Raw genomic sequence first — 26,263 nt, 5'->3', positions numbered from 1 at the left:
TCAACTCCTCGCGGAAAGCTGGGCGTCGGGGTCTTCAAGGGCGCGGCCGGAGGCGGCATGCTGCTCAGCAGAGGGGCGGTCCTTGAGGCCGAGTACGGTGGGCCAGCGCGGGTCGTCGGGGGCGACGACGAGGTGGCGGGCGTAGAAGCTGTCGAAGAAGGACAGGACGAACATCGGCAGCAGGGTCCAGATCGCCACCTGCTCCAGCGGCTGGTTGCCGGTGAGCGCGGCGATGATGACCACCACGAACACGTTCGGGTAGGTCATGGCGGTGTAGTCGTCGAGCGTCTGGACGTGGCGTCGGCGCTTGAGCAGGGCGGCGACCAGGCGCAGGCCGACGGCGATGCCCACCGCCGTCGGGCCGTAGCGAGTGAAGCCGTGCAGGTCGAGCTTGAGGCAGACCAGCACGATGAATGCGGTCAGCAGCAGCACCGCCACGTAGCCGTTGCGTTCGCCGTACTTGGCGGTGCGGATGGGCGAGCGTTCCCGCAGGCGTTTGACCAGGACGTAGACCGCGGTGACGACGCCGGTCGAGGTGGCGGCGCTGATGGCGATGGCCGGGGCGACGTCCTCGTGCAGGGTCAGGGCGAGGACGGTCGAGAAGGACACGGTCGCGGCCAGCGAGGAGAGCAGGACCTGCGCGAACGTCGGCATGATCATGCCGCCGAGGCAGCGGCTGACGGTCATCGCCACCACCGAGCTCGGGGTGGCGAGGAACACCGCGGCGATCGCCGCCGTACTCGTACTGCCCGCGTCCGACCAGCGCACCAGGGCCGCGAAGGCGATCGGCAGGGCGAGGTAGCGCAGCGCAACCGACCGAAGCGTGCCGCGGTCGGTGACGAACGTGCGCGCGTTCTCCAGCTCGATGCGGCACATGGTGATGACACTGGCCAGCACCAGAAGCATCAACAGCACGTACGGCGAGGCGGACAGCCGCAGCCCGGCCAGATTGGCCAGGAGACCGGCGGCCAGACCGACGCAGAACACCACGGGATGGTTGACGACGATCCAGTCGTAGACCATGTTCATGGTCTCGTTCTCGTTCTTGACGTAGCTGTGGATCCGATCGCCCTGCAGCATCTGGGAGTTGGGCAGGCGCAGGTCGTAGGACTCGTCGGCTGGCCGGGCCAGGATGAACCGGCAGATCAGCTCGACGACGTACTTGTGCGAGACCACGCAGACGACTTCGCCGCGGCGCAGCGCGGGCAGCAGTTCCTGTTCGTAGAAGGCGTGCACGCGGTCCTTGAACTGCTGGAACGTCTCCCCACCGTGCATGGTGGGGCTGTCGGCGTTCATGGCCCGCTCGTACTCGGCGATGCCGTGGCGGCGCTGGAGGATGGACTTGCTCTCCAGGGTGTAGCTGCCGAAGTCGCGCTCCATCAGGCGCTCGTCGACCACGACGTCCGGAGCGTCCGCGTCGGGGGCGTCGAGACGGAAGATGGTGTTGGCGGTTTCGTAGGCGCGGGTCAGCGGGGAGACGTAGACGCGGTCGAAGTGCTGGCCACGGTGGCCCTTGGCGACCTTCTCGGCCTGGATCCGGCCGAGGTAGGTCAGGGGGGCGTCGCGCTGTCCGGCGATGCGGTGGACGGAATTGCAGGTCGATTCGCCGTGCCGGACCATGAACAGCCGGCTCAGCAGCTCCTGCTCGGTGTGCTCGGCCATCACGCGCCCTTCGTCGGGGCGTGGTTGATCTGCTCGGCGTACTGGGAGTCCCAGCCCGCCAGCTTGGTGATGTCGCACAGGTTGTGGACCGCGTGCTTCTGTACGAGCGTGGCCAGCAGGGAGACGGTCCGCCGGGCCTGCTGCGCGGTGAGGCCGAACTCGCGGGTCAGGGCGGCGCCGAAGTCCGCCAGGTCGTCGTCCAGGATGGTGCGGTACTTGCGGCGCTCGGTGCGGTCCTGGGCCTGCAGGTAGTTGACGGCGTTGGGGTAGGCGCTGTCGCGGGCGTGGTCCTGTAGGCGCTTGCGCAGGCGGGTGGCCTGCGGTTCCTCGGTGGCGAGGTCGGCGGCGATCCAGTCGCTGCTGCGGATCAGGCAGTGGTGGATGCCGTCGGGAATGTCCATCTGCTCCTCGTCGCTGGCGGATTCGAGGCGGCGCAGCACCTCCATGGCCGTGTCGAAGCACTGGTTGCGCAGGGTGCCGATGCTGAAGACGAACGCGCCGAGCCGGCCGCGGCGGGTGGTCTCGTCGCCCTGGCGCATCGGGCCGACGCCGAACAGGCCCGCTGCCACCTCGCCGTCGGCTGCGATGAGCTGACCGTGGGTGCCGACCTCGATGCCCCGGTGGGTCTTGGTCTGCGGCTGCGCGTAGCCGTGTGCGTTGACCAGGCCGTGCCACAGGGGGTGGTCGGTGCGCTCGTAGTCGGTGTTGTTGCCCAGGCAGTTGACGACCCGGTCGACGACGATGTCCGGCTGGTCGGCGAAGACCACCCGGATCTTCCTGCCGTCCTCGACGGAGCGCATGTCCTGGATGCCGGCGGACAGGACGTCGACGGTCTTCGGGGCGCCGTTGTAGCCGCGCATCCGGCTGCGCACGACGCCGCCGATCTCCCGCACGGTGCTGGTGCGGTTGGTGACGATCAAGCTCTTGTACTTGTCGAGCAGCATCCGTACGTCGCGGGCGTCCATGCGGGAGACCAGCTCGATGACGTACGGCTCCCACGCTTTCATGACCCGCTCGGGGAAGACGGCCTCCAGCGCGCTGCCCGGCTCCACGTCGTGCTTGTCGCGTAGATGCACGTACTCCGCCTTGATCCCCTCCACCACCGCCTCGGGGGTGAGCTCCTTGGCGTCAAGGAAGGGCGGGCGGCGGGCCTGCCAGATGTCGTGCTCGTGGTCGACGGGGTAGGTGCCGTGCATGTGGCCGCCGCGCGAGCAGATCAGGATCTGTCCCCGGTGGCCGGCGTGGATGAGGGAGATCACTGTGTCGAAGGCCGACAGCGCCGAGCCCGTGACGAGCACCGACTCCTCGGCGCCGACCTCCTGGAACCAGTTCTGCGCGCCGGGGGCGTAGGGGTCGGCGAGGAAGCGATCGCAGTCCTTGATGCGGTGGTAGAAGGGTGCCTGCACCGGCGAGAGGTGACCGGTCGCCAGGATCACCTGGTCCGACGGCAGATCGTGCACACCGCCCTGCTCCGAGGCGTCGGCGTACTTGACGACATAGCCCTCGCCCTGTCGGTGTACGTCGATGACCTCACCGGAAAGCTCCCGCAGGGTCACCTCGGCGTGGGCGTCGGCGGCCGCGTCGCGCAGCCGCTCGGCCAGGTACTGCCGGAAGATCCGCCGCGGCACGACGCAGGCCACACCGAAGCTGTGGTACTGCCATTTCTGCGGCCACTCGGTGCGGTCCGCCTCCTCGTTGGCCCACTCCAGGAAGTCCTCCGGGCGCTCGCGGCGCAGGGTGATGCGGCCTGCCTGGATGTTGAGCATGTGCTCCCAGTTGGTCGATGCCTGGCCGAAGGCGATACCGCCGTAGCGGTAGCCCTCCTCCCGCTCTATCAGGCATATCTCCAACGGCGCCTCGGCGAAGTGGAGCAGCCGGATGGCGGTGAGCGTGCCCGAGAAGCCCGCGCCGACGATCGTGACGCGCCGCGTGCCGGGGCCCGCACTGTCCATGGAGTCGTGTTGCATGTTGCGCTCGTGCATGGCCATGTCCGCCATGCCGCGGTCCTGGCTCGGGGTGTCCTGCATCGTGGTGTGCTGCATTTCCACGGTCTTGTCTCCTTCGGTGGGGGGAAGAGTCAGCGCCACTCGTGGGTGAAGCGGACCGTTATGGCGTCGCGGATCGAGTTGTGGACGATGCAGCCCCGCTCGGCCTTGAGCAGAGGCTTGGAGATCAGGTCCTGGAGGGCGGCGGGCGCCGAGACCTGCACGGTGATCTCGCAGAAGCGGGTCGGCGCGCTCACGAGGCTTCCGTCGACCTGGAAGCTGATCTCGGAGGCGTCGGCCTGCGGGTCCTCGGCTTTCAGGGCCGCGAGGAAGGTGCTCACGTAGCACCCGCCGAGTGCCAGAAGCAGCAGCTCCCCGCCCATGGGGCCGGCGTCGGTGCCCTCCTTCTCCTTGGGCCGGTCGATGGTGAGCGTGTGGTCTCTGGCCTGGCCCACGACGACGCTGCCGCCGACGGGGCGCAGGGACACACCGATTTCGGGCATGGCGATGCACGGACTCCTGTCCTGGAACGGGGCACGCGGGGCTCGGCGTCGGTGGCGAGTGGGAATCCCGGGGTGCCGGTGAGGGGGGCGGGCCTCAGCATCAGGACGGAATGCGGCCTTCCGGAGTGAACGTGGATGATCCTGGATGCGCTCTGTGGCGGGAGGTCAACCCTCGGATACCGCTTGACAGTCGTGACCTTATGTCGTCTAACTTGAAACGAGTGTTCCAAGTTGTTGGTGGCCCAGGTGTCCCAGGGGGAGGATGTTCGTGCCGCAGGTACTGGATCCAGGAAAAGCCCGCACGATCGATGAATTCATCGCGGAGCTGCGGCTGCTCAAGGCATGGGCGGACAACCCGTCGATCACCGAGATCACACGGCGTATCCACCGGGACTGGCAGCGGGCAGGACGCCCGCGCGGCGAATGGCCGGCCCGCTCGACCGTGGGCAACTGCTTCCAGCTGGGCCGCCGCCGCCCCAGCTCCGACCTGCTGCTGGCTGTGGTCCAGGCACTCGTGGGGGCCGACGAAGCGATCCTCTCCGTCTGGCGGCAGTCACTTCGGGCCGTGCTCGGCGAGGCCGAGGCCGCCGCACGGGTCAGCGCGTACGACCGGCTGCCCGCGGCACCGTCCGCGTTCGTCGGCAGGACTGATCTGGTGGCCCGGGCGGAGGTCTTACTGGCCAGCGACCAGGACGGGTCGGCGCTGTCACTGGAGGGCATGCCCGGCGTGGGCAAGACGTCGCTGGCCCTGCACCTCGCCCACCGGCTGCTTGCCGAGGAACGCAGTGACGTACCCATCCTGTTCGCGCACCTGCGCGGTTCCGCACCTGATGGCCCGCCTTCCGACCCAGCAGCCGTCCTGGGGACCTTCCTTCGTCTGCTCGGCACCACCGGCGACCGCATCCCGTACGACCTCGACGCACGCGCAGCCCTCTACCGGCAACTGCTGGCGGGAACCGGCGCGCTGATCGTCCTGGATGACGCGGCAGACGCGGAAAAGCTGCGGCCCCTGCTGCCCGGGATCCGAGGATGCCGCACGGTGATCACCAGTCGGCCCTGACCGGCGTCGGCGGCATCAGTCGCCTGGCGGTGCAACCGCTCGACGCGGACGACTCCGTTGAGCTGCTGCGGGTGACGGCGGGAGCCGACCGCATTGCCCCTGATGTCCCGACCGTCCAGCAGATCGCGGACTTGCTGGGCCATCTCCCGCTGGCACTGTCGGCCATCGGCCGCCACATGCGCGACCACCCCGCGTGGGCGCTGGGCGACTACTACCGCGAGCCCCTGATCAGCCTGGCACTGGAGGACGGCGTACGGACCGCGCTGTGTGCTTCCGACGCACAGCTGCCGAAGGGCGCGCGACGGCTACTGCGCCTGCTGGCCCTCCAGCCGCTGCAGGAGATCGACGCAGCCACGGTGGCCGCGCTCTTGGGCGAACCACCTGCCGCGGCCGAGCACCACCTCACCACCCTCTCGGCAGCGCACTTGATCGAGCGGACCGCGCCCGGTGGCTTCCTGCTCCACCCTCTCGTCCATGCCTATGCGGAGGAACGTATCTGCATTGACGAACCGGCCACCCGCATCCGACAGGCCCTGGGCCGCCTGCTGGAACACGGCCGCAGCCGCGATGCCGCCGTACGACTGGAAAGCCGCACCCTCCGTGCACTCCGCCTGCCCGTACCCCGGCAGCACGCCGAAGCGGACGCGGAGACCAGGCTGCTGCAGCAACTGCACGGAGGGCGGGTACTCGCAGCTTGATGGGCCTCGATGGGCCTCGCACCCGATTCGCCCTAAAGACGCCAAGGAGGAGCAGGCCATGCCCGCCAATCAGCTGCCGGTCCTCGTCTTCGACGTCAACGAGACGCTCAGCGACCTCACGCCGCTACGCACCCGCTTCGAGGACGTCGGTGCGCCTGGGCATCTGCTGCCGACCTGGTTCGCCGGGGTGCTGCGCGACGGCTTCGCGCTGACGGCTGTCGGCGCGTATGCGGACTTCGCGGACGTCGCACGTGACGGGGTACGGGCGGTGCTGTCCGGGCTGGAGGGCTGGGCGGGAGACGGCGAGGCCGCAGCGCGGCACATTCTGGACGGCTTCGCCGACTTGGGTGTGCATCCCGATGTTCCGGACGCCGTACGGAACTTGAGCGACACGGGGTACCGGCTGACGGCGATGACCAACGACAGCGTCGCCCTGACCGAACGGCTGCTGGACAAGGCCGGAGTGCTGGACCGCTTCGAGGCCCTGTCCGATGCGAGCGGCCCACGCTGCTGGAAACCAGCTGCTGCCGCCTACCTCCATGCCGTCGAACGGGTCGGCGTACGACCCGACCAGGCACTCATGGTCGCCGTGCACCCCTGGGACATCGACGGGACGCAGCGAGCCGGACTGCACGCTGCGTGGCTGCGACGCGGGGCCTCCGTATACCCACAGACGATGACCCCGCCCAACTACAGTGCGCGACATCTGCAGGAGCTTGCAGATGTGTTGGCCTCAGGCCGACCGTGACGTCACCGACGTCCGCACCGGGGAGATGTCTGCACCGGCCTTGGGGGACGAGCAGTGGAGCCAGCTGCCTCATGTTCACCGCCGGCGGGTGGCGCTGCGTCGTTACTGTAGGCAGACAGCGGTGCGCACGGGAACCGTTGCAGCGATCGTCTCCGGCTGGCCCGGCCTCGTCGACGCCAACCTGGGGAAGGCACGCGCCAAGGCCCGGGCCGAAAATTGACCGTCCTGCTTCCCCCGGTGCCCTCCGCCTTGGCGGAGGGCACCGGCGTATCTGCTCGATCACCGTGCCCTGCGGGGCGGATCGATTCGGCTCGGCGAAGACCGAACGACCCCGCCCTTGGCAGCGGCGGTGTGGGGTTCGGGCATGGCGGTCGCGTCGGCGGGCAGGTGGGCCATGCGGCGCAGCCGCCACGTAAGGACGTCGCTGACCGAATCCGCAGTCTGAAGCTCCCGCCTTCCAGCCGCCTCTGTCAGGAGTGCCGTTGGGTCGTGTCCTGCGGCTTCGGCATCGGCGAGCGTGGCGGCCAGGGCGTGCCAACCCGGCTCGGCCAGGACTTGTTCGGCCAGCTCCGGCACCGCACGGCGCAGGTGAGCAACCTGCTTCTGGCGCAGAGGCTGGGACAGGCGCTGGCCGCGCTGGTACAGCACGCCCAGCGGGATCTCGGCTGCTGCCCGGTAGGCGGCGCGCAGGTGCTCGGCGGCCTCGCGAGCTGCGGCGGCCTGCTGGGCGTGCTCCTTCTTGGCGTGCCAGTGGGCGGCGGCGGTGACGAGGAAGAACGCCATGTCGATCACCATGGCGGTGGTGGCGCCGTCCTCCCCGCGGCCGAGTGCCGGCCCGCTGTAGACAAGGTCGCGGGCGGCCTGGCGCAGGGCGCGGTCGTGTCCTCGTTCGGCCTTGACGTGGGAGCGGGTGGCCCGCTCGAAAGCGAAGGCCGCCTCGCGCAGTTCGGCGCGGGTGTGGGCGGCGGAGGTTTTGGCGAGAGCGTCCAGGACCTCTCCTGCCGCGGCGATGTGCGCGGCCACCTGCGCGTCCGCGCCCTGGTCGATCACCAGTACCGCCTGCCAGGCCGCGGTGGTGGCTTGGCGCCGAGCTGCCGCTGGGCCACTTGGCGCCGGGCTCGTGGTCCGGTCCGGTGGCTCGTCGGGGTTGTGGGTGGCGGTGTCGTCGGACCAGCGACGGCGGATGCGGGGCAGGGACAGGTCGGGGGCCAGCGTGGAGCCCGCGTAGAAGACGGGCTCTTTCTCGCCGTTGCGGTCGTCGGGAAGGGCGACCTTGTAGCCGAGCAGGTCACCGGAGGGCGCGACGCGCTTGTGGATCAGTACGCCGGCGGCGGCCAGCCGACCGAAGAACTCCTCCTCGCTGGTGGCGCCGGCCACCGCGCGGCGCACGGTCTCCCGCAGTTCCTCGCGGGAGGTGCGGTCCTTGCCCTGCCGCTTGGCCTTGTGGCGTTCGGCGCTGGTGGGGCGCTTGGCGGCGGTGCCGTCCCCGGATGCGACGCGGCGCAGGTCGTAGTCGGCTTCGATGCGGCGGCATTCGGTCTGGGCGCGGCGGGCCTCGTTGTGCAGGCGCGGCCGGCGGCCGTCGTCGCGGACCAGAGTGGCGATGATGTGGATGTGGTCGTCGGCGTGGCGGATAGCGGCCCACCGGCAGGCTTGCTCGTCGCCGTCGGGGGCGATGCCGGTGGCGGCGACCGTGCGGCGGGCGATGGCCGCCCATTCCTCGTCTGACAGGATCGGATCCTCAGGGGCGGCCCGCACGGACAGGTGCCACACATGCTTCTTGGGGCGCCGGTTGGCAGGCAGAGCGTCGACGGGCTGGTCGAGCAGCCGCTGCAGTTGCTCGTAGGTGGCCTTCGGGTCGCGGCCGGGGTCGGGGGTGAGCGGGTCGAAGGCGGCGACCAGGTGCGGGTCGATGTGCTCCTCGTCGGTGCCCGGGCCGTAGAGATAGCGGATCAGCCCGATCGTCTCGTTGCCGCGCTCATGGATGCTGGGGATCACGCCGGGGCGCCGCCGTCACGGTGGGCGAGCAGGGCGTCGGCGGCGTCCTCCATACGGCGGGCGGCGTTGCTGACGGCTTGGGCCGCCGCTGCCAGGTGGGGTGCGTCGGCACCGGAGTTGAGGGCTTTGGCAACTTGGTTGAACAGGCCGTGGATGCGGCCCAGGTGGCGGCGGGCGGCGAACAGCTCGTTGATGACTTCTCGTTCGGTGGCGATCTCGGCGGCGGTGCGGGTCAGGTCGCGGGCGGCTTTGTCGACTGCGTAGGCGAGGAAGGCGGCGTTGGACATCTCGCAGTGAGTGGCTGCGTGGGTGAAACGCTCGAACTCGGCGTCGTTCATACGGCAGCTGGGCTGGTGCGGGCGCAGCTTCTCCTGACGCGGACGCTGACGCCTGCGCGACAGGGACTCGGCCTGCCGATTCCCTGCTGGCTGTGGGCCGCCCTCGGCCGCTGCCTGACGGTCCGGCGCCCCCTGGCGCCGGACCGTTCCCGCCACCCCCGGGGCGGGAAATCCGGGAGCATTGCTCCCGGGACAACTTGCTGCGCGGTTGTCTGGGGCGATGGGAGTCTCCTGCCGGTTGGTGTGTTCGTGGTGTCGGTCGTGCACGAGTGGTTCTCCAGGGTGTGTTCGGAAGGGGAGCTGAGCCGCCGTGGTGCCGACCGACGGCAGAGGAGGGCCGTGGCCGGAGCAATTCGGCGGCTGTGGGAGGGGATCTGGACAGGGCAACCGAGGTCGGCGCTGTCGAGCCCGGGACTATGGCTGCAGAGAGCGCAACGGGGACCGGTCCTCACAGTGGTGCGGTGCACGGTCCCCAAACCCTTGGGGACGGGGATCGCGACGCTCATCGGGGACGGTCCCCCTGACGCATCGTCAACGGGACGGTCCCCTTGACAGGTCGTCACGGGGACCGTCCCGCTCCCCAAGGTTGCGGTCCCCGAGGGGGACTGGAACGGGCTGGTGCGGGGACGGTCCGCGTCGCTGGGGACGCTTTGGGGACGGGCACAAAATGCCCTCTGAGCTGCGGCTTCCTCGGGGACCGGTCCCCTCTCGGTCCCCGGTGCGTCGTCGTCACGGTCCCCGCGGATACGGTCCCGTGCGCCACCGTCCCCGCCATGAGGTGATCGTGATCGCGGGGACCGTCGGGGACCGAGGTTCGGTCCCCGATCTTCGCGGGCTCGGTCCCGGGGACGCGGTTGCCAGGATGGCCTCGTCGATCGCGTACGGCTCGTCCGGGACCGATCGGTCGTAGGACGGCGCGGCTGCGAGAGGAGCGAGGCGGGGCTGCGTCATGCAGCGCGCTGTCGGACCAGCCGGGCGATGGCGAGATCGATGCGCGACGGGTGGGGAGTCGCACGTACGGCGTTGCCCCTGGTGGTGCCGTCAGGGTTCGTCCGCCGTTGACGGCACGGGGCACCCGCAGGTGCGTGGCACCACTCGCATCGGACGCTGAGCGCGTCGGGGACGCCGCTGGTGCCGGCGGCCTCGCGCGTGGCGCGGGTCGGACGGTAGCGGGCCAGCTCGGCGCGGACAGCCGGCGGGATGCACGACCCGATCTCGCGCAGGCGCTCCTCGACGTCGCGGGACCGGCCACCGCTGGTGATCTGCCGGTGCGTCGAGGGGGCGGCCAGACCGGCGGCGACAGCGTTGCGGGACCGGAGCAGCTCGGCTCGCCAGGGGGCTGGATCGTCCGGGTCGGCAGCTGGTGTGGGGTCGGTGTGCCGGTCGAGGCGGTCGCGTCGGTGGGCACGCCACTTGCGGGCGACGTCCACGGGCAGGATCGGGTACGGAGAGTCGAGGACGTGGGACCGTATCGCCTCGCGGACGTCCCATCCGTGGTCGGTGGCGAAGGGCACGTCGTCGAGCAGCTCCTGCCACTGGGCGATCTGGTCACGGGCCTCGCCCGTGCCGGTGCGGATGGTGCGGGGGTCCAGGCGTCCGATGTAGGCGAGGACGGCGGCGATTTCGTTGCGCTCCAGGGGTGGTTGCTCCTTACGATCCGGTCGGTTCGTCGAGGGCGGCGAGCAGGGCGGCCATGTGCGCTTCGGAGCGCGTCATGCCGGGGGGCGGGGCGGGCGTGCCGCCGGGCAGGGCGTAGAGGTTGGGGCGTCCGGCGGCGGGGGTGCGCTCGCGGGCGATCCACGTGCGCCAGTCGGCAGCCCAGGCGGCGGCGGTGCGGGGGTCCCAGGTGGCCCGGTAGGTGCGCCACTTCTCGTCGGCGGCGTGGAGGGCATGCTCGCCGAGTCGGTCGAGGTGGCCGTGGTCCTGGAGCCAGGCTCGGGCGTCGTCGTCGATCTGCCAGTCGGTGGCGGGGATGAGCGGGGCAGAGCTGCTGCTGTTACTACCGTTCACCTTCGGTTCTCTTCTGTTCTGGGGGTCGGAATCCGCACCCCCAGAGGGTCTGAATCCGACCCCCCTGGGGGTCACATTCCGTACCGGGGGATCAGATTCCGGCCCCCCGTCGAAGGCGTCGGCAGGGTCGGATTCCGGTCCCCCAGGGGTCGGATCCTGACCCCCCGGGAGGGTCAGATCCTGACCCCCCTCGGCAGCCTGATCGGCGAGGAACCGGGCAGCGTCCGGCAGGTGGTAGTACGTCTCTCCCCGTGGCCCCTTGCGTCCGGGGAGCGGGATCAGTTCCCCGCCGGCGATCAGCTTGGCCAGTGCGTCACGCACCGCGGTGCGGGAGGCGTTCGCGCGCTTCATGAGGGTGGGCACGGACGCGTAGGCGATGCAGCGCCGGTCGATGCACCGGTCGGCGATCAGGGCGAGGACCAGGCGGGCGGTGCCTTTGCTGTGGCTGTGGTTCCACACCCATTCGCGGGCGTCGTGGCTCATGAGGCGGCGGCTCCTAGGTGAGGGCGGGGAGGTGCGGGCGGCCCTCGATGGGCGGTGCACAGGGGAGGGGGTGGCACACAGCCCCGGCCCGAAGGGGCGGGGGAGGGCTGGTGGCGTCGTATGGCCAAGACAGCCACACCCATGCCGCACAAGTCCAGCATTCCGCCGGGAAATCAGACAGCTGACGGCGAACGCTTACGGCGAGCTAGGGACCAAAACTATAAACCCGAATCGCCGGTTGCCGAAATAATGCTCCGTCAGATAAAGCCAGAAGCATCACATTGAGAAGCCGTTGACTCCCGCTGCGAGCGCAAGCTACAACACAACACCCCACGTCAGAGCATGTCTCCGGGCTGGCGAAGGCACCGCCGGCCGGATGCTCGAAACCCAGCCCGCAGGTAAGTCCCGGCCGCTGCGCCGGGCGCAACATAGCCGACGATCGCCGGTTAACCAAACCGGCGATTGGAAGCTACAAATGGAGCTATGGCAGCACGATCCCTGGAAATCGGACCGGCCGGAATACGGGCCGCCCGCACCATCGAAATCCTCCGCACCGAACGCGGCCTCGCCCAGCGCGAGCTCGCCGTCCGCGTTACCGCTTTCGGCCGTCCGATGACCAACACGATGCTGTCCCGCATCGAACGCGCCCAACGCCGCTGCGACATCGACGACCTCGTCGCCCTCGCCCAGGCTCTCCGGGTCTCACCCCTGGCCCTTCTTCACGGGGTTCAAGCCGTATAGGACCGCCTGCCACCGGCCCGGGCTGCTGCCCCAAACCGCTTCCCCGAGTAAAGGACGCATCGCCCTTGCGCCGACCTGCAATACCCCCTGCCCACCCCCGCTCTCAGTGCACCGCGAAGGAGGTGATTGTGAATGGCTGACCGCCTCCTGACCGTGGCCGAGGCCGGCGAACTGCTCGGCACCGGCGAGCGCTTCGTCCGCCGCCTCATCGCCGAGCGCCGCATCCGCTACGTCAAGCTCGGCCGCCCGGTGCGCATCCCCGAGAGCGCGGTCGCCGAGTACGTCGAAGCGCGCACCGTCGAGCCGGTCCGCCGCAGCCGTGCCCGCTACGGGAAGGCGGCCTGATGGCGGGACGCAAGCCGCAGCGGCGGCGCGAGTTCGGCACGGTCCGCAAGCTCCCCTCGGGCCGGTGGCAGGCCCGCTACATCGGACCGGACGGCCAGCGGTATACCGCACCAGAGACGTTCGAGACCAGGTCCGACGCCCAGGACTGGCTCAACCTCGTCCGAGCCGACATCGAGCGCAACACCTGGCACAACCCGGACGCAGGCGCGCTCAACTTCGAGAAGTACGCCCTGCGCTGGATGGAGGAGCGTGGCCTGGCCGCGACCACGGTCGACCGCTACGGCGGTCTGCTGCGCGGGCACATCCTGCCGACCTTCGGCGGCAAGGACCTGGACGAGATCACCCCGCCCTCCGTCCGCACCTGGCGAGCCGAGCGCCTGAAGGCGACCGGCCCGACCACGGTCGCCAAGTCGTACCGCCTGCTGAAGGGCATCCTGCAGACGGCGGTCGACGACGACCTCCTGCGCACCAACCCGTGCCGCATCAAGGGCGCGGGCAAGGAGGAAGCTGACGAGCGCCCCACCGCCACCATCGCGCAGGTCTTCGACCTCGCCGACGCCATGGGCCCACGCTGGCGCCTGATGGTCCTGCTCGGCGCCTTCGCCTCCCTCCGCCCGGAGGAACTGGCCGAACTGCGCCGCCATAGTGTCGATCTCGACGAATGCTCCCTGCGCATCACGCAGGCGTCCCCTGAGCTGACGAACGGAAGACGAGTCACGGGCGATCCCAAGTCTCGCGCGGGCAAACGCACCGTGTACCTGCCCGATTTCCTGCTCCCGGAGCTTCGCCGCCACCTCCAGTGGTTCGCCGAGAAGGGACCGGACGGCCTGATCTTCGTCGGCGAGAAGGGCGCCCCCTTTCGCCGCTCGACCTTCGGCCGTAAGTGGCGCAAGGCGAGGACCAAGGTCGGCATGCCGGACAACTTCCGCTTCTACGACCTCCGCCATACCGGCAACACCCTCGCCGCCGACACCGGCGCCAAGCTGAAGGACCTCATGGTCCGCGCCGGCCAGTCCTCGGAGCGGGCCCAGCTGATCTACCAGCACTCGACGGCGAAGCATCAGCGGAAGCTCGCTCGGGGCATCGACGCCGAGGTGCGGCAGCAACTGCGTCAGGCAGAGGTAGAGGGAGTGCCGGCCGCAGAAGCGTGAAGATGCCATGGGCGTAGCGAATCCGGCCGGGTTTCGCTACGCCCGTAGCCACGTTGGGATTGCCGCTGCAGCACCGTGCGCCCCTCGTGCCCCCTTGAGGGACGGCTTCCGTTGCGATCAGCTTTCTCTGTATGTACTGACAGGGGAGTTGAGGCTGGTCTCGGTCGGCCCTTCTGGAGGGGGAGTAGTGGCGATCAAGTTGCTGTCGGTTGCGCCTGCGCAGAACGAGCTGATCGACAAGGCCATCATGCTGGGCAATCGTTACACCAAGACGTTGGGGCTCTTGAAGCCTCCCGCGTACAACAAGGCGGCGGAAGACGGTGGACTACTCGTAGCTGTTGAGGCGGACGAGGTGATCGGCTACGCATTGTTCGGGCTCCCGAAAAGGAGCGCGCACATACGCCTGGCCCACCTGTGCGTGGCGGAGGAGCAGCGCGGCAGGAGCATCGCACGGCAACTGGTGGAGGAGATCAGGAAGAGGTATCCACAACGGCTCGGCATAAAGGCCAAGTGCCGTCGGGACTACAACCTCAGCGGCATGTGGACGAGCCTGGGGTTCGTCCCTCACGGCGAGGTACGGGGACGCGGCCGGGACGGGGAGATCCTCGACGGATGGTGGCTGGATCTCGGGCACCCCCACCTCTTCACTGAGATGGAGAGCGATGCCCTGCTGGTCGTCGCGGTTGACCACGAGGTGTTCGCAGATCTCCGCGGACTCACCTACACAACCGACGTAGAGGAATCCCGTGCGCTGGAAGCGGGGTGGATGACGGATCTCGTCGAGCTCGCCTACACGCCCCAACTAGTCCATCAGATCCGCGATATCGCTGACACCGCCGAGCGCCAGCACCAGCGGGCGGCGCTGTCTGGACTGCGTCAGCTCACTCCTGCCCCTGCGGCCGTGGCTGAACGAACGGCTGAACTGCTCAGCGCGGCCAAGAAGTCGCTCCCGGACCTTTCCGACGGCGGGGCGCTCCGTCGCTGCGCGCAGTACGTGGCCGAGACCTCGTGCGCCGGCCTCCGCGTGCTGGCCACTCGGAACCGCCTCCTTTCCCGCCTGGCGGACGTGGCTTGGGAAGTTGCCAGGGTCCGTGTCGTATCGCCTGCCACGGTGACGCTGCATGTGGACGAGCTTCGACAGGCCCAGGTCTACCGCCCGGCCGACCTGATGGGTACGGACTTCCGGTCCATGGAGGTGTCCCCAGGCGCCGAGGACGAACTGGTCGCCTTCTTCAATCAGTCCGGCGGTGACGACGGATCGGCCTTCGCTGAACGCTTGCGCTCCCTGGCCGCCGGCTCGGTCGTTTGGCGCCGTGAACTGCTGCGGGACGGGGAGGGCCACCCCGTAGCCCTCTATGCGTGGGCGTTGGACGGGCGGACCTTGATGGTCCCTGTGCTCCGCACCGCAGACCATCCGCTCGAAGAGACCCTGGCCAGGCAACTCCTCTTCCTGCTCAAGCGCCTTGGGCGTGACTGCGGCGCGGAGATCATTCGAATCACCGACCCGCATCCCTCGGCCGTAGCCAAGGCAGCCGGTGGGGATGACGGCTTCTTCGAGCACGATGGCAGGCTCGTGGCTCTCCTGGTGAACGTATGCGGCACGGCAGCCGAGGTGGAGGCAGTGGCCGGCGGGCTCGCTCGCGAGCTGACCGTGGAGGCAGCCGCCCTACATGAGGGCATGCCCGCCGAGGTAGCCGCCGTGGTGGAACGCGCCTGGTGGCCGGCGAAGGTCATCGACTCCGGGTTGCTGTCCTTCGTGGTGCCGATCAAACCGCGATGGTCCACCGAACTGTTCAACGTCCCGGCCATGCTCCTGCCGCGCAGCGACGTCCTGGGCATCAGTAGGGAGCACGTCTACTACCGCTCGTCGGGGCATCGAGGCGAGAGCGTTCCCGCCCGCCTCCTCTGGTACGTCAGTGAGGGGCCTGCCGGTGTGGAAAGCCAGATGATCGTGGGCAGCTCACGGCTGGACGAGGTGCTCATCGACACACCCGATGCCCTTTTCTCGAAATTCGAACACCTGGGCGTATATGGTCGAGCTGAGGTTCAGGAAGTGGCTGGTGCCGCCTCGGGTCAAGCCATGGCGCTGAGGTTCTCGGACACCGAGATCTTCCCCAGGTCGGTGACGCTGAGGCGATTGACCTCGCTGGCCGGGGAGCTGGGACTACCTTGGTCATCGAACTCGCTGATCTCGCTGTCGAAGATCAGCAACGAGCTGTTCCAGGCGGTCTACAAAGAGGGGCACCGAAAGACGTGAACGATCCGGAACGCGCGATGCTGCTGTCCGTCCACCCGCGCTTCGCCACCGCGATCCTGGCCGGCAGCAAGACGGTGGAGGTCCGCCGCCAACGCGTCGCCGCTCCTCCCGGAACGCCCGTCCTGCTCTACGCGACTGCCCCCACCATGGCTCTGGTCGGCATGGCTCGCATCGCCTCGGTCCACGTTGCCTCCCCCAAGGAGGTCTGGTCGGCGCATCGTGCACAGACAGGGATCACCCGGCGCGAGTACGACGCGTATATGAGCGGTGCGACCCAAGCCAGCGGTCTCACCTTGGAGGACCCCGTGTCCTTCGACGAGCCGGTGACGCTCAGCGCGCTGCGCTCTGCGGGGACCTTCCACCCTCCGCAGAGCTATCGCTATCTGAAGAGTGCTGAACTGCGTCAGGTATCAGAGGCTGGGCCCGCCGTGGGCAGTGCGCTGCGGCAAGCATTGCCGGATGCGGTGCACGCGTAGCGGGCCGGGGCGTCGAGCTGATTGATCGCGCGAGCCCCTTCGCCGTTCGTTAGCCACGAACACTGCTTGGTACGCCGCCTGCCCCTGCTGCACCAACACAGTGAGGCCGGCTGTCGTGGTCGTAATCGCGCCCAGAGCCTCCTGCACGCGCAGGTACGCAGCCCTGATCCGCCCGGGCTCCGGCTGGTCGTCGGAGGCGGCCTCTTCCAGCACTTCGACGTCGTGGATCAGTGCTTCCTGCTGGTCCGACGAGGCTCCGAGCGTCGGGGCCAACTGCCGCACCAGAGTCGCGAACTCGGCGAGCGCGGAGGCATCGAAGCCGAAGCTGTTGTTCTGCACCACACTTTGCTGGGACCCGGCGACGATCCCGGAGGAGTTGGTGATGTTGTACGTGTCGCCGGTGTGCTGCTGGCGGCTTAGATAGTCGCTCACTGTTCCTCCGGACAGTACGCAGTCAGTGCCTGAGTCAGTGACTTCGGCCTTGATCGAACTTGCGGTGCTTGGGTCCTCGTTTGCGCGGCGGACAAGCCCCCGCCGAGTCAGGTGCTCCAGCGCGCCGAGGATCTCGTCCACGGACAGAGAGTCGCCCGCGAAGTACGAGCCCGGCGCTTCCACGAACGCCATGACCTCTACGTTTTCTCGACCACGACCGGTCTGGAACAGCCAGTACAGCAAGGCGTCGCATGCGTGGACGAACCGTGCCACCGAGTCGGCTTGCAGCGTCCTCAGCTGTTGAGCCGCCAGCGTCCCCTCGTCGGTGAAGAAGACCTGGGAGTTAGCGCCGGAGAGGTCCCGGGAGATCTCGACGAGCCCGTGCTGCTCCAGTTGCAACGCCATGGTTTTGGCCTCGGCTGAGGGAAGTCCTTCGGAGTCGACATAGACCGAGACGTCGGCGGCCACTCCTGGCTGGAGGGCAGCCAGATCGTCAAGCCACACGAGTAGACGCGAGAGATGCGGGTCCTTCTCGATGCCTGCGTTCACGGGTGAAGCAGACGGGATTTCTGGGGTATCCACCTGGACTGGGACGCGGATGGGATGCTTGCGGGCCGCCCGCTCGAATTCCTTCGCGATCTCTCGCTGCATATTCTCGATGGCCCGCTTGTTGATCTCGAACCCGGCCATGCGCGGCCTCCTGTCGTCGGGGACATCAAGAAGCCTAATGAGCACCACTGACAACGCGGCTCCCGAAGAGATGGCGGGGCCCCGGCGGAGAGCCGACAGCGGCCGCGTCGGCTCCGATCAGGCATCGCGTGCCGGGCTCTGCACGTAGCTGCCGCGAACTACGGCTTTGCGTAAGCGACTTCGCAGGCGCAGTCCTCAGTAGTGACGCAGGTCACTCAAAATGCGTCTCACCATTTGAGACGCCAGGGAGTCGAGTTACCTAAAGTGGCCGCCGAACACCCCTGAGGTGCCGCGTTGAGCTCGACTTAGGGCACGCGGAGGGCACGCCACCCTCAAATTGGTCTAGACAACAAACAAACCCCAGGCTACTGACCTGGGGTTTCATCATGGAGCGGGTGACGAGAATCGAACTCGCGCTCTCAGCTTGGGAAGCTGATGTTCTACCATTAAACTACACCCGCGTAAGACGCCGACCGGAGTCGGTGTCCGAACGCATCGTCACCTTACCTCATCCCCGGCCCCCGGCGCTGAAGCCGTGGGGCCCGCGTGCGTTTCGGGGGGCGATGAGGCTGCGGGGGGCCGGAGTTGGGGCGTACGGTGGAGGGGGCGGTGAGGGTCCGGGGGAGGTCGGAGAGCCCCCTGGAGAGTCGTTCCATTGATCCCGTAATGTGGCATTTGTCGTCAGGTGATCAGTAGCCGGACGCGGCTCTTGGGGAAGGGACTCTTGGACTTGATGGAGCGCACCGTCGTCCGTTGTGCCGATGGGCACGTGTTCAGCACCGCTTCGTTCCCGATGCAGCAGGCCGAGCGGCTCGGACCCGGCCGGCTCGTCCGGTGTCCACGGTGTGCCCGGCTCCGCAGTGTGGTGCCGGTCAGCCTGGAGAGGCAGAAGTATTAGGGGTGGGGCAGAGCAGCAGCGGGCGCGCGGGTGGCTGGATTGTGGCCGGTCCGCGCGCCTTGCGTATCCTCAGGGCGTGCTTCTCTCAGACAAGGACATCCGGGCCGAGATCGACGCCGGGCGGGTGGTGATCGATCCCTACGACAAATCCATGGTGCAGCCCTCGAGTGTCGACGTGCGGCTGGACCGGTTCTTCCGGGTGTTCGAGAACCACCGCTACCCGCACATCGACCCCTCCGTCGAGCAGGCCGATCTGACGCGTCTCGTGGAGCCCGAGGGTGACGAGCCGTTCATCCTGCATCCCGGGGAGTTCGTCCTCGCCAGTACGTACGAGGTCATCACGCTTCCCGACGATCTAGCCTCGCGGCTCGAGGGGAAGAGCTCGCTCGGGCGGCTGGGCCTTGTCACCCACTCCACCGCCGGGTTCATCGACCCCGGTTTCTCCGGGCATGTGACGCTGGAGCTCTCCAACCTCGCCACCCTGCCCATCAAGCTGTGGCCGGGCATGAAGATCGGCCAGCTGTGCATGTTCCGGCTGAGCTCGCCGGCCGAGTTCCCGTACGGGAGCGAGCGGTACGGCTCCCGGTACCAGGGGCAGCGCGGGCCCACCGCCTCCCGGTCCTACCTCAACTTCCACCGGACCCAGGTGTGAGCGGAGAGAGCGCGGTGAGCGGTGTGCGGGAGAACCTGACCTACGAGGCCTTCGGGCACGCCGTGCGCGAGCTCGCGCAGGCCATCGCCGACGACGGGTACGAGCCGGACATCGTGCTCAGCGTCGCGCGCGGGGGCGTGTTCGTCGCAGGTGGGCTCGCCTACGCCCTCGACTGCAAGAACATCCACCTGGTGAACGTCGAGTTCTACACGGGCGTGGGCACCACCCTCGACATGCCCGTCATGCTCGCTCCCGTTCCCAACGCCATCGACTTCTCCGACAAGAAGGTGCTCATCACCGACGACGTCGCCGACACGGGCAAGACGCTGAAGCTCGTACGCGACTTCTGTCTCGACACCGTCGCCGAGGTGCGCTCCGCCGTCGTCTACGAGAAGTCGCAGTCGCTGGTGAAGTGCGAGTACGTGTGGAAGCGGACCGACGACTGGATCAACTTCCCGTGGAGTGTGCTGCCCCCGGTGCACAGGTCGGGAGAGACGGCCAAGGAGAACAAGGAAGCGCTCTGAGCGCGGAGCTGTTGGAACGACTGCGCGCCATGCACTGCTCGGAACCAGTCGTGGTCGGTTGACCGCGTCGGACGACTCGGGCATCGAGGAGACCAAGGGCTCCCGGCAGTGAGCCGGGAGCCCTTGGTGTCGTACGAGGTGTGTGTCAGAACGTTCCCAGCTTCACGATCGAGAGCAGGGCGATCAGCTGGATCGCCGAGGCGCCCAGGGCCTTCGGCCAGGGCAGGTCGTGGGAGCGGCTGACCATCATCGTCAGCAGCGCACCCGCCGCGACCCAGGTCGCCCAGCCGAGGGCCTGCACGAAGGTCGCGTTGCCGCCGAAGAACATGGCGAAGACCAGACGGGGCGCATCGGTCAGGGACATGATCAGCATGGAGAGGCCGACGGTGGGCTGCCAGGCGCCGTCGCCGCCGAGCTGGCGGGCCAGGGTGTGGGTCACCACCCCCAGGATGAAGGACGAGAGGACCAGCGCGACGGCCGTCGTCAGGACGATGGGCACCGCGTTGGCCAGGGTGGCGTTGATCGCGTCCGAGCGTGCGCCGTCGAAGCCGAAGACCGCGAGGAGGCCGTAGAGGAAGGTCACGATGAGGGCCGGGCCCCACATCGTGTAGTCCCGCATCTGGAGGAAGGTCTGGGCGGGGGAGAAGACGATGCCTCTCAGGAGGTCCTTCCAGTGCAGGCGGGGCCCTGCGGGGGCCGCCGGGGCCGAGCCCGCGCGGTAGGTGCCGCCCTGGTTGTACGGGTCCTCGCCGACCGTGAACGCCTGGGTGTGGCCCGGGTTGTTGGCCGCGTACGGGTCCGGGTTGCCCTGCGGTGCGTAGGCGCCGCCGTCGCCGAAGTACTCCGGCTCGCCGTACCCGCCGCCGTTGCCCTGCGGCCACTGGCCGCCGCCGTTCCCGTACTGCTGCTGCCCGGGGTGGGGCCGCGGCGCCGGGGGCCCGCCGTACGACGGGCGGCCCTGCGGCGCCTGCTGTCCGTACGGGGGTTGTTGCGGTCGCGTTTGCGGAGCGCCGTTGTTCCGGGCGCCGCGTCCGATCCTGAATCCAGCCACGTCTTCGAACGTACCTGGTCCCGGAGAGTGACGTGACGGGCCCGGTGCTTCGGGCCCGGCTTTGCTGCCGAGCTGTGACATCCCTTAAGGGGACGGTAAAGAACCCCCTAGGGAGGAGCCGGGCCCGAGGGTGAGGACCCGGCTCCGGTACGGGGGTTGGTCAGTCGGCGAAGTTGGCGCCGAAGTACGGTGTGCCGGTCGTCGCGACGCCCGAGGTGTTCGGGGTGATCGAGCGGGAGCCGGTGGTGGTGATCCTGGTGCCGTCGGACGGCAGGTAGGTCACCGCGCCGTCGCCGCCGTTCTCGGCGGAGCCGACGGTGAGGTCGGCCTTGCCGTCGCCGGTGACGTCGTCGAGCTTGAGGTCGAGGCCGAACATGTCGCCGTCCTCGTCGTCCCCCGGCACGCCCGGGGTGGACTGGGCGAAGGACTGGGCCCCGGAGGCGGTGTTCAGGCCGCTCGAGGTGCCGTAGAGGACGGTGACCGCGCCGGTGTCGGCGTTGCTGCCGAGGTCCTCGCCGGCCACGCCGATCGCGAGGTCGAGGAAGCCGTCGCCGTTGATGTCGCCCAGGTCGAGCTCGTAGCCGAACATGTCCCTGGACTCGGAGCCGCCGGGGACGTTCCCGGTGTCCTGGGTGATGCCGGTGGAGGTGCCGGGGCCGGAGGCGGAGCCGTAGGTGACCCAGACCTTGCCGCCCTTGGCGGAGTCGGGGATGGTTGTGCCGTCGGAGGTGGTGGCGTCCCAGTTGGCGCCGCTGACGATGTCGCCGTAGCCGTCGCCGTTGATGTCGCCGATCGCGGTGATCACGCCGGGCTTGAGGGCCTTGGCGGAGGTGACGTTCAGGCCGCTCGCGCTGCCCGGGATGTAGTAGTTGCGGTTCCAGCCGTAGGCGGTCTGCGTCTCGAAGCCGTCGACGACCAGGTCGGTGCGTTTGTCGCCGTTGATGTCGCCGGCGGTCAGGTTGAGGGGGCCGTTGGCCCCGCCCCCGCTCTGGATGGCGGGCTTGATCGTGTAGCGACCGCCGGGCGTACCCGTGGAGCTGAAGCCGCCCTTGAAGACGTAGATGGTGGAGGCGGAGCTGCCGACGGCCAGGTCGGCCTTGCCGTCGCCGTCGAAGTCGCCGGCCGCGAGGTTCTTGCCCCAGAGGTCGTGGCTGGACGGTGCCGGGTCGGAGACCGTGACGCCCTTGCCGGTGAGGCCCGATGCGGAGCCCCAGAGGATCGCGAGTGTGCCGCCGTCGGTGTCGGTGCCGACCTTCTCGTGCGGGGAGCTGACCGCCAGGTCGTCGTAGCCGTCGCCGTTGAAGTCGGCGTACGCGGTGTCCGAGGCGAAGGCGTCACCGGCCTCGGCGGCGCCGGGGACGCCGGCGCTGTTCTGGCTGAGGGTGGTGCGCTTGGCGGAGGAGAGGCCGGTGGCGGTGCCGTAGAGGACGACCAGCTGGCCGGCGTTCTTCAGGCCGTTCACATAGGCGCCGGAGGCCGAGAAGGCGACGTCGCCCATCCCGTCGCCGTTGAAGTCGGCCTTCGGGACGTGCGTGGAGTCGGCGGCCGTCGCCGTCGCGGACGAGAACGTCAGCAGACCGCCCGTCAGAGCGACGGCGGTGGCCGACGCGAGGGCGAGTCGCAGAGGCTTGTGCATGCGGGTTTTCTCCTGCGGCATGCGGGGGATGCCTGGCGGGCATCCGCAGTCGGTGGGGTGCGAGCCGACCCGGGTTCGCCGGGAGTTGTCCTCGGGTTCATGGGTCGGTCGGCGATCAGGAGACCCGCGATGGGGCGTAAGGGTTGTACGTGATTTCGGTAAAGGTTCGAGGCCGCAGTGGCTGCTGTGTGTGTTGTGCCTGGTGTGGCTGGTGGTCGGTGGGTTGATCGAGGACGGTCAGTCGGCGAGTGAGAGATCCGATCTGGCGGCCGGGGTCGCGCCATACGGGTGAAGTGTGCCGACGCAGGCCCGTGCGGGGTGCGGTCACCGGCCCGGCGTCCTTGACTGGGAGTCGGTATCCGTCGGTCCCACAGGGGAGAAGACATGGCAGGGCGTCTGACGAAGAGGACCACCCGGTGTTGTGCGGTTGTGCTGCTGACGGCCTGCGCCGGGGCCGGCATGACCAGCTGTTCCAACAATTCGGGGACGCCGTCGACCAGCCACAGCAAGGCGGCCTCAGCCGCCTCCTCGGTGGCCTCGGCGGTCGCATCCGCCGTGCCGTCCTTGGCCTCGCAGGGTGCCTCCGCGCTGGCTTCGGCCTCGGCTGAGGCCAAACGGCGCCTGGGCGAGGTGAAGAACGCGGTCAACGCAAAGGACGACGTACATCTGGGTGCCCCGGCCACGGATGCCGAGGGGCGAAGCACCGTGGCCGTGAGCGTGCACAACAGCGCGGGCTCGGCGAAGTCGTTCCTGGTCCAGGTCGACTTCCGTGACCAGGGGGGCAATCTCCTGGACACCACCGTGGTGACGCTCAGCGATGTCGGGGCGGGGAAGGACGGCAAGGCCACGGCTCGCAGCAACCGCAAGCTGTCCGGTCCCGTCCGCGCCGAAGTCGCCAGGGCCCTGCGTTACTAGGCACCGCATGCCGTGCGTCGCCGGACGCGCCGTCACGCGCGAGCGTCTCGTCAGAACACTGACGTTCTGGCTCCGTCCGGCTTTCGCCCTACGGGTCGTCAACCGCTTCCAGAAGATCGTGGGCTTCGACCGCTCCATCGCGCTCGCCTCGAGCGCCCTGACCGCACTCGTTCCCCTCGCCATCCTCGCCGGTGCCGTCCTGAGCGGCGTCGTGCGGTACGACGCGGCAGAGCGCATCATCAACCGTTACCACCTCACCGGCAGCGGCGCAGAAGCCGTGCACATGCTCCTTGACCCGCCGGAGGGCGCCAGTGCGAGCGTGGGCCTGCTCGGCGTGGTCTTCCTGACGATCTCGACGCTGAGTTTCGCCCGAGCCGTTCAGCGTCTGTTCGAACAAGCCTGGGAACTCAAGCCCCTCAGCGTGCGCAACACCCGCAACGACCTGCTGTGGATCGTCAGTGTCGGCGCCTACGCGGCGGTCCTCGGCTGGATCCAGGCGATGCTCGGCGGGGGCAGGCTCGGCCTGACAGCGGCGTTGTGCGAGGCGCCGGTGACCGCAGTCTTCCTCATCTGGAGCGGCTGCATTCTGTCCGACAAACGGATCGGCCCGTCGAAGCTGCTCCCCTTCGGGATCATTGCGGCGGTACTGACGGCGGCCTACTCGGTGGGCGCGAACGTGTACCTGCCCAGGCTGTTCAACTCCTACGCCGCCCGTTACGGAGCAGTCGGCGCCGTCTTCGCGATGATCTCGGCGCTGTTCGCGGCCATGCTGGTGGTCGTGGCCTCAGCAGCGCTGGGACGGGAGATGCACGACGAACTCACCCGGATCCGCGCGGGGAGCCGACCGTTGGATCACGAGGTCCGCCGCCAGTGGGACAGCGTTCTCGAGCAGGCGCGTATGCGCTGGCGTACCGCCCGAGAACAGGTCACACATCACCGTCCCAAGGACTGAGCCACGCCAGGGAGCCGACGGCGACCCCGCAGACCGATCCCGTTCTTAACCCTGCGGCGTTTGTCGTACCGGTGATCTAAGGTCGTGCCGTTCGTCACCGCCGGGGACATGACAGGTTTGTCAGACCGGGTCCGTTGAGTGAATCCATGCAAACCTCTTCAAACATAAGGACGTTGATGAGACGCAACTCCCTCACCGGCTTGACCGCCGTGTTCGCCTCCGCTGTGGGTCTGGCCGCGTCGTTGCTTGTCGCGGGCCCGGCCGGTGCTGTTTCCAGCCAGCCGGTGATCACTCTGGACGCGCCGACTCCGGCGGCCCTGCCGGCTGCTCCTGCCACGGCGGGCGTGTCCTTCGACTTCCACACCAAGACGAAGAACCTCAGGGCCGACGATGCCACGCTGACCGTGGACGCCCGGGGTCTGTCGAAGATCGCCAAGGTGACGTTCTCGAGCAACTGCACCGCCCATGGCCTGGTCGCCACGTGTTGGGAGATGTTCGAGTCCGGCTCCGATCCCAAGAACGGACTCGGGTCCGTGACCCAGCTGACCCTGACCGCACTCCGAGGCAGTCGGCTGGGCGCCACGGGAACGTACAAGATCACCGGCCGGTCCGCGCACGCGCAGATCGTGGGTGGCACGGGATCGGTCACCGTGGGAGGACCGTCCTTCGGCCTGAACCGCCTCGCCGACCACACCAACCTGAAAGTCGGCAGCACCCTCACGGAACCGGTCCGGTTCACCAACGTCGGCGACCGTCCCGCCCGCGGTGTGCAGACCGTACTGGCAGCCTCACCGGGCCTGGACTTCACCGACCACTACTCCAACTGCCAGTACGGTTCCAACGGCACCGTCCACTTCGCCAAGTGCTATCCCAAGGGTGCCATCGACATCGCGGAGACGGCCGCTCTGTCCGCCCCGGTGCGCCTGCATGTGAACTCCACCGCCCTGTTCACCTACCTCGACGTCCTCACCGCGCCGCTCGGCCAGCCCGGCTGGCCGGACGGCCAGGGCATCAAGTGGACGTGGGGCAAAAAGTCTGCGCCCGCGCTCAAACTGAGGGTGATCAAGGCAGGTCGGCACTCTTCGGCCCCGGCGGGATCGGTCTCCCTGCCGCAGACCGACAACGTCACCGACTATGGAATCGCTTCCCTCAAGGTCCGCAACACGGCCGACTTCGCAGTCTCCGGCGCGAGTGCTCAAGCGGGTGCCGGCACGTCCGCGACCCTCGGCTTCCACCTGGCTGCCAACGGTCCGGCGACGCTGTACGACCGCAGCGGCGGTGAGGGAGTACCCACCGCCTGGGTGACGCTCCCGCCCGGCACCACCGCCGTCGGCCACTCGGCCAACTGCGCTCCGTGGCAGGAGGACAATCCGACCGCCAAGGCCAAGGGGCCCTACGTCTGCAGACTGCCGGGCTTCATCGTGTCCAAGGGGCAGGTCACCGACTTCGCCCTGACCCTGCGGGTCGACGACGTGGTCACCCATGCCGCAGGGAGCGTCCAGCTGGTCTGGGGCCCGGATCCGGCCCACTCCCACCGGCCCGACTTCGAACCGGACAGCCGCAACGACTCCGCCGCCCTCACCATGAACTGAGCCGCAGTCCCCTGGCCAGCCAATGCGGGCGTCGGGCCGTCCCGCCTCAGGACCGATCGCTTCGCGGCGCCTGTGCCCATGTCGGGCGTCATTCTGCCGCTCACGCTTCTCTGATCACCTGTGCGGCAGGATGGATCCATGAGCGTAGTGAAGATCAATGTGCTGACCGTGCCCGCTGAGCAGCGGGAGGTGCTGGAGAAGCGGTTCGCCTCCCGGGCTCACGCCGTGGAGAGTTCCGACGGTTTCGAGTGGTTCGAACTTCTCCGGCCGGTCGAGGGGACCGACCAGTACCTGGTGTACACGCGGTGGCGGGACGAGGCGTCCTTCCAGGCGTGGACGGAGGGGCCGATGAAGTCCGCCCACCAGGGTGGTGGCGAGGGCGGCGAGCGTCCGAAGCCCGCGGCCAGTGGCTCGACGCTGTGGTCGTTCGAGGTGGTGCAGCAGGCGGGGCCGAAGGGCGCGTAGT

General features: G+C 68.7%; 24 protein-coding genes and 1 tRNA gene. 14 read left to right on the top strand and 11 right to left on the bottom strand.

All coding sequences use genetic code 11. The features are described 5' to 3' along the window. The 3 genes from AB0N07_RS01800 to AB0N07_RS01790 are packed head-to-tail and all read right to left on the bottom strand — an operon-like array spanning window position 1 to window position 4,150. Window positions 1–1,662, bottom strand: coding sequence for a histidine phosphatase family protein (locus AB0N07_RS01800; protein WP_365831000.1), 1,662 nt, complete (start codon window positions 1,660–1,662; stop codon window positions 1–3). Continuing rightward, a complete protein-coding gene (locus tag AB0N07_RS01795) occupies window positions 1,662–3,704 on the bottom strand; it encodes an FAD/NAD(P)-binding protein (protein ID WP_365831172.1) in 2,043 nt (680 codons plus the stop codon). The genes AB0N07_RS01800 and AB0N07_RS01795 overlap by 1 nt, the downstream gene beginning before the upstream one ends. A gap of 35 nt (window positions 3,705–3,739) precedes the next feature. Beyond that, the gene (locus AB0N07_RS01790) at window positions 3,740–4,150 is read right to left on the bottom strand and encodes an OsmC family protein (RefSeq protein WP_365830998.1); all 411 of its coding nucleotides are present in this window, start codon (window positions 4,148–4,150) and stop codon (window positions 3,740–3,742) included. Window positions 4,151–4,418: 268 nt separating this feature from the next. On the opposite strand from AB0N07_RS01790, the gene AB0N07_RS01785 reads away from it, so the two are divergent. Genes AB0N07_RS01785 through AB0N07_RS01775 form a run of 3 tightly spaced genes read left to right on the top strand, consistent with a single transcriptional unit; the run spans window position 4,419 to window position 6,656 of the window. After that, the gene (locus AB0N07_RS01785; protein ID WP_365830996.1) at window positions 4,419–5,210 is read left to right on the top strand and encodes a hypothetical protein; all 792 of its coding nucleotides are present in this window, start codon (window positions 4,419–4,421) and stop codon (window positions 5,208–5,210) included. Further along, complete coding sequence (locus AB0N07_RS01780; RefSeq protein WP_365830994.1) at window positions 5,180–5,908, top strand: hypothetical protein; 729 nt, start codon at window positions 5,180–5,182, stop codon at window positions 5,906–5,908. The genes AB0N07_RS01785 and AB0N07_RS01780 overlap by 31 nt, the downstream gene beginning before the upstream one ends. 58 nt (window positions 5,909–5,966) lie before the next feature. Next, window positions 5,967–6,656: a haloacid dehalogenase type II gene (locus tag AB0N07_RS01775; protein ID WP_365830992.1), complete on the top strand. Its 690-nt coding sequence runs from the start codon at window positions 5,967–5,969 to the stop codon at window positions 6,654–6,656. A gap of 279 nt (window positions 6,657–6,935) precedes the next feature. Here the strand turns inward: AB0N07_RS01775 and AB0N07_RS01770 are convergent, their stop codons facing one another. The 4 genes from AB0N07_RS01770 to AB0N07_RS01755 all read right to left on the bottom strand — a co-directional run bounded on the left by AB0N07_RS01770 (window position 6,936) and on the right by AB0N07_RS01755 (window position 11,485). Beyond that, on the bottom strand, window positions 6,936–8,654 hold the full coding sequence (locus AB0N07_RS01770; protein ID WP_365830990.1) for a relaxase/mobilization nuclease domain-containing protein: 1,719 nt from the start codon (window positions 8,652–8,654) through the stop codon (window positions 6,936–6,938). Next, window positions 8,651–8,992, bottom strand: coding sequence for a plasmid mobilization relaxosome protein MobC (locus AB0N07_RS01765; protein WP_365830988.1), 342 nt, complete (start codon window positions 8,990–8,992; stop codon window positions 8,651–8,653). The genes AB0N07_RS01770 and AB0N07_RS01765 overlap by 4 nt, the downstream gene beginning before the upstream one ends. Before the next feature lie 947 nt (window positions 8,993–9,939). Further along, window positions 9,940–10,629, bottom strand: a complete 690-nt coding sequence (locus tag AB0N07_RS01760) for a hypothetical protein (RefSeq protein WP_365831170.1) — start codon at window positions 10,627–10,629, stop codon at window positions 9,940–9,942. A gap of 13 nt (window positions 10,630–10,642) precedes the next feature. Then, window positions 10,643–11,485: a helix-turn-helix domain-containing protein gene (locus AB0N07_RS01755; protein WP_365830986.1), complete on the bottom strand. Its 843-nt coding sequence runs from the start codon at window positions 11,483–11,485 to the stop codon at window positions 10,643–10,645. 483 nt (window positions 11,486–11,968) lie between these two features. Between AB0N07_RS01755 and AB0N07_RS01750 the strand changes: the two genes are divergently transcribed. From AB0N07_RS01750 to AB0N07_RS01730, 5 genes are all read left to right on the top strand, one after another. Beyond that, on the top strand, window positions 11,969–12,226 hold the full coding sequence (locus AB0N07_RS01750; protein ID WP_365830984.1) for a helix-turn-helix transcriptional regulator: 258 nt from the start codon (window positions 11,969–11,971) through the stop codon (window positions 12,224–12,226). A 132-nt stretch (window positions 12,227–12,358) separates the two neighbouring features. After that, window positions 12,359–12,571 (top strand): helix-turn-helix domain-containing protein, encoded by a 213-nt coding sequence (locus tag AB0N07_RS01745; protein ID WP_249836078.1) that lies wholly within the window; start codon window positions 12,359–12,361, stop codon window positions 12,569–12,571. Next, window positions 12,571–13,722, top strand: coding sequence for a site-specific integrase (locus AB0N07_RS01740; protein WP_365830982.1), 1,152 nt, complete (start codon window positions 12,571–12,573; stop codon window positions 13,720–13,722). Before AB0N07_RS01745 ends, AB0N07_RS01740 begins: the two co-directional genes overlap by 1 nt. A 187-nt stretch (window positions 13,723–13,909) precedes the next feature. Then, window positions 13,910–15,979 carry a GNAT family N-acetyltransferase gene (locus AB0N07_RS01735; protein ID WP_365830980.1) on the top strand — a complete coding sequence of 690 codons (2,070 nt, stop codon included), beginning with the start codon at window positions 13,910–13,912 and terminating at the stop codon, window positions 15,977–15,979. Then, complete coding sequence (locus AB0N07_RS01730) at window positions 15,976–16,455, top strand: ASCH domain-containing protein (protein ID WP_249836081.1); 480 nt, start codon at window positions 15,976–15,978, stop codon at window positions 16,453–16,455. The genes AB0N07_RS01735 and AB0N07_RS01730 overlap by 4 nt, the downstream gene beginning before the upstream one ends. Here the strand turns inward: AB0N07_RS01730 and AB0N07_RS01725 are convergent. Both AB0N07_RS01725 and AB0N07_RS01720 read right to left on the bottom strand, forming a co-directional pair. Continuing rightward, complete coding sequence (locus tag AB0N07_RS01725; RefSeq protein WP_365830977.1) at window positions 16,390–17,577, bottom strand: hypothetical protein; 1,188 nt, start codon at window positions 17,575–17,577, stop codon at window positions 16,390–16,392. The genes AB0N07_RS01730 and AB0N07_RS01725 overlap by 66 nt on opposite strands. 387 nt (window positions 17,578–17,964) lie before the next feature. Beyond that, window positions 17,965–18,038: transfer RNA gene (locus AB0N07_RS01720), tRNA-Gly, on the bottom strand. Window positions 18,039–18,551: 513 nt separating this feature from the next. On the opposite strand from AB0N07_RS01720, the gene dcd reads away from it, so the two are divergent. After that, window positions 18,552–19,127 (top strand): dCTP deaminase, encoded by a 576-nt coding sequence (gene dcd, locus AB0N07_RS01715; protein ID WP_123966424.1) that lies wholly within the window; start codon window positions 18,552–18,554, stop codon window positions 19,125–19,127. 14 nt (window positions 19,128–19,141) lie between these two features. Beyond that, window positions 19,142–19,651, top strand: a complete 510-nt coding sequence (locus AB0N07_RS01710; RefSeq protein WP_365831168.1) for a phosphoribosyltransferase — start codon at window positions 19,142–19,144, stop codon at window positions 19,649–19,651. Between the two features lie 145 nt (window positions 19,652–19,796). Here the strand turns inward: AB0N07_RS01710 and AB0N07_RS01705 are convergent, their stop codons facing one another. Further along, the gene (locus AB0N07_RS01705; protein ID WP_365830975.1) at window positions 19,797–20,783 is read right to left on the bottom strand and encodes a YIP1 family protein; all 987 of its coding nucleotides are present in this window, start codon (window positions 20,781–20,783) and stop codon (window positions 19,797–19,799) included. A gap of 79 nt (window positions 20,784–20,862) precedes the next feature. Continuing rightward, entirely contained in the window at window positions 20,863–22,338 is a 1,476-nt protein-coding gene (locus tag AB0N07_RS01700; protein WP_365830973.1) for a VCBS repeat-containing protein, read from the bottom strand. Window positions 22,339–22,797: 459 nt separating this feature from the next. Here AB0N07_RS01700 and AB0N07_RS01695 point away from each other — a divergent pair, with 459 nt between their 5' ends. The 4 genes from AB0N07_RS01695 (at window position 22,798) to AB0N07_RS01680 (ending at window position 26,262) form a co-directional block, all read left to right on the top strand. Then, the gene (locus AB0N07_RS01695) at window positions 22,798–23,253 is read left to right on the top strand and encodes a hypothetical protein (protein ID WP_365830971.1); all 456 of its coding nucleotides are present in this window, start codon (window positions 22,798–22,800) and stop codon (window positions 23,251–23,253) included. A gap of 7 nt (window positions 23,254–23,260) precedes the next feature. After that, window positions 23,261–24,205: a YhjD/YihY/BrkB family envelope integrity protein gene (locus tag AB0N07_RS01690; protein WP_365830969.1), complete on the top strand. Its 945-nt coding sequence runs from the start codon at window positions 23,261–23,263 to the stop codon at window positions 24,203–24,205. A 176-nt stretch (window positions 24,206–24,381) separates the two neighbouring features. Then, window positions 24,382–25,797, top strand: a complete 1,416-nt coding sequence (locus tag AB0N07_RS01685) for a hypothetical protein (RefSeq protein WP_365830967.1) — start codon at window positions 24,382–24,384, stop codon at window positions 25,795–25,797. A 138-nt stretch (window positions 25,798–25,935) separates the two neighbouring features. Then, entirely contained in the window at window positions 25,936–26,262 is a 327-nt protein-coding gene (locus tag AB0N07_RS01680; RefSeq protein ID WP_365830965.1) for an antibiotic biosynthesis monooxygenase, read from the top strand. Window position 26,263 lies beyond the last annotated feature (1 nt).

The sequence above is a fragment of the Streptomyces sp. NPDC051172 genome (assembly GCF_040682555.1).
Taxonomy (GTDB): Bacteria; Actinomycetota; Actinomycetes; order Streptomycetales; family Streptomycetaceae; genus Streptomyces.
This window is presented reverse-complemented; position numbering and strand designations above follow the sequence as displayed.

Bases quoted from the DNA above. Each gene is read 5' to 3' on its own strand.
- AB0N07_RS01685 (WP_365830967.1), top strand. From the start codon at position 24,382: ATGAGACGCAACTCCCTCACCGGCTTGACCGCCGTGTTCGCCTCCGCT.
- AB0N07_RS01790 (WP_365830998.1), bottom strand. From the start codon at position 4,150: ATGCCCGAAATCGGTGTGTCCCTGCGCCCCGTCGGCGGCAGCGTCGTC.
- AB0N07_RS01755 (WP_365830986.1), bottom strand. From the start codon at position 11,485: ATGAGCCACGACGCCCGCGAATGGGTGTGGAACCACAGCCACAGCAAA.
- AB0N07_RS01700 (WP_365830973.1), bottom strand. From the start codon at position 22,338: ATGCACAAGCCTCTGCGACTCGCCCTCGCGTCGGCCACCGCCGTCGCT.
- AB0N07_RS01695 (WP_365830971.1), top strand. From the start codon at position 22,798: ATGACCAGCTGTTCCAACAATTCGGGGACGCCGTCGACCAGCCACAGC.
- AB0N07_RS01750 (WP_365830984.1), top strand. From the start codon at position 11,969: ATGGCAGCACGATCCCTGGAAATCGGACCGGCCGGAATACGGGCCGCC.
- AB0N07_RS01765 (WP_365830988.1), bottom strand. From the start codon at position 8,992: ATGAACGACGCCGAGTTCGAGCGTTTCACCCACGCAGCCACTCACTGC.
- AB0N07_RS01740 (WP_365830982.1), top strand. From the start codon at position 12,571: ATGGCGGGACGCAAGCCGCAGCGGCGGCGCGAGTTCGGCACGGTCCGC.
- AB0N07_RS01795 (WP_365831172.1), bottom strand. From the start codon at position 3,704: ATGCAGCACACCACGATGCAGGACACCCCGAGCCAGGACCGCGGCATG.
- AB0N07_RS01725 (WP_365830977.1), bottom strand. From the start codon at position 17,577: ATGGCCGGGTTCGAGATCAACAAGCGGGCCATCGAGAATATGCAGCGA.
- AB0N07_RS01780 (WP_365830994.1), top strand. From the start codon at position 5,180: ATGCCGCACGGTGATCACCAGTCGGCCCTGACCGGCGTCGGCGGCATC.
- AB0N07_RS01745 (WP_249836078.1), top strand. From the start codon at position 12,359: ATGGCTGACCGCCTCCTGACCGTGGCCGAGGCCGGCGAACTGCTCGGC.
- AB0N07_RS01690 (WP_365830969.1), top strand. From the start codon at position 23,261: ATGCCGTGCGTCGCCGGACGCGCCGTCACGCGCGAGCGTCTCGTCAGA.
- AB0N07_RS01800 (WP_365831000.1), bottom strand. From the start codon at position 1,662: ATGGCCGAGCACACCGAGCAGGAGCTGCTGAGCCGGCTGTTCATGGTC.
- AB0N07_RS01705 (WP_365830975.1), bottom strand. From the start codon at position 20,783: ATGTCACAGCTCGGCAGCAAAGCCGGGCCCGAAGCACCGGGCCCGTCA.
- AB0N07_RS01680 (WP_365830965.1), top strand. From the start codon at position 25,936: ATGAGCGTAGTGAAGATCAATGTGCTGACCGTGCCCGCTGAGCAGCGG.
- AB0N07_RS01775 (WP_365830992.1), top strand. From the start codon at position 5,967: ATGCCCGCCAATCAGCTGCCGGTCCTCGTCTTCGACGTCAACGAGACG.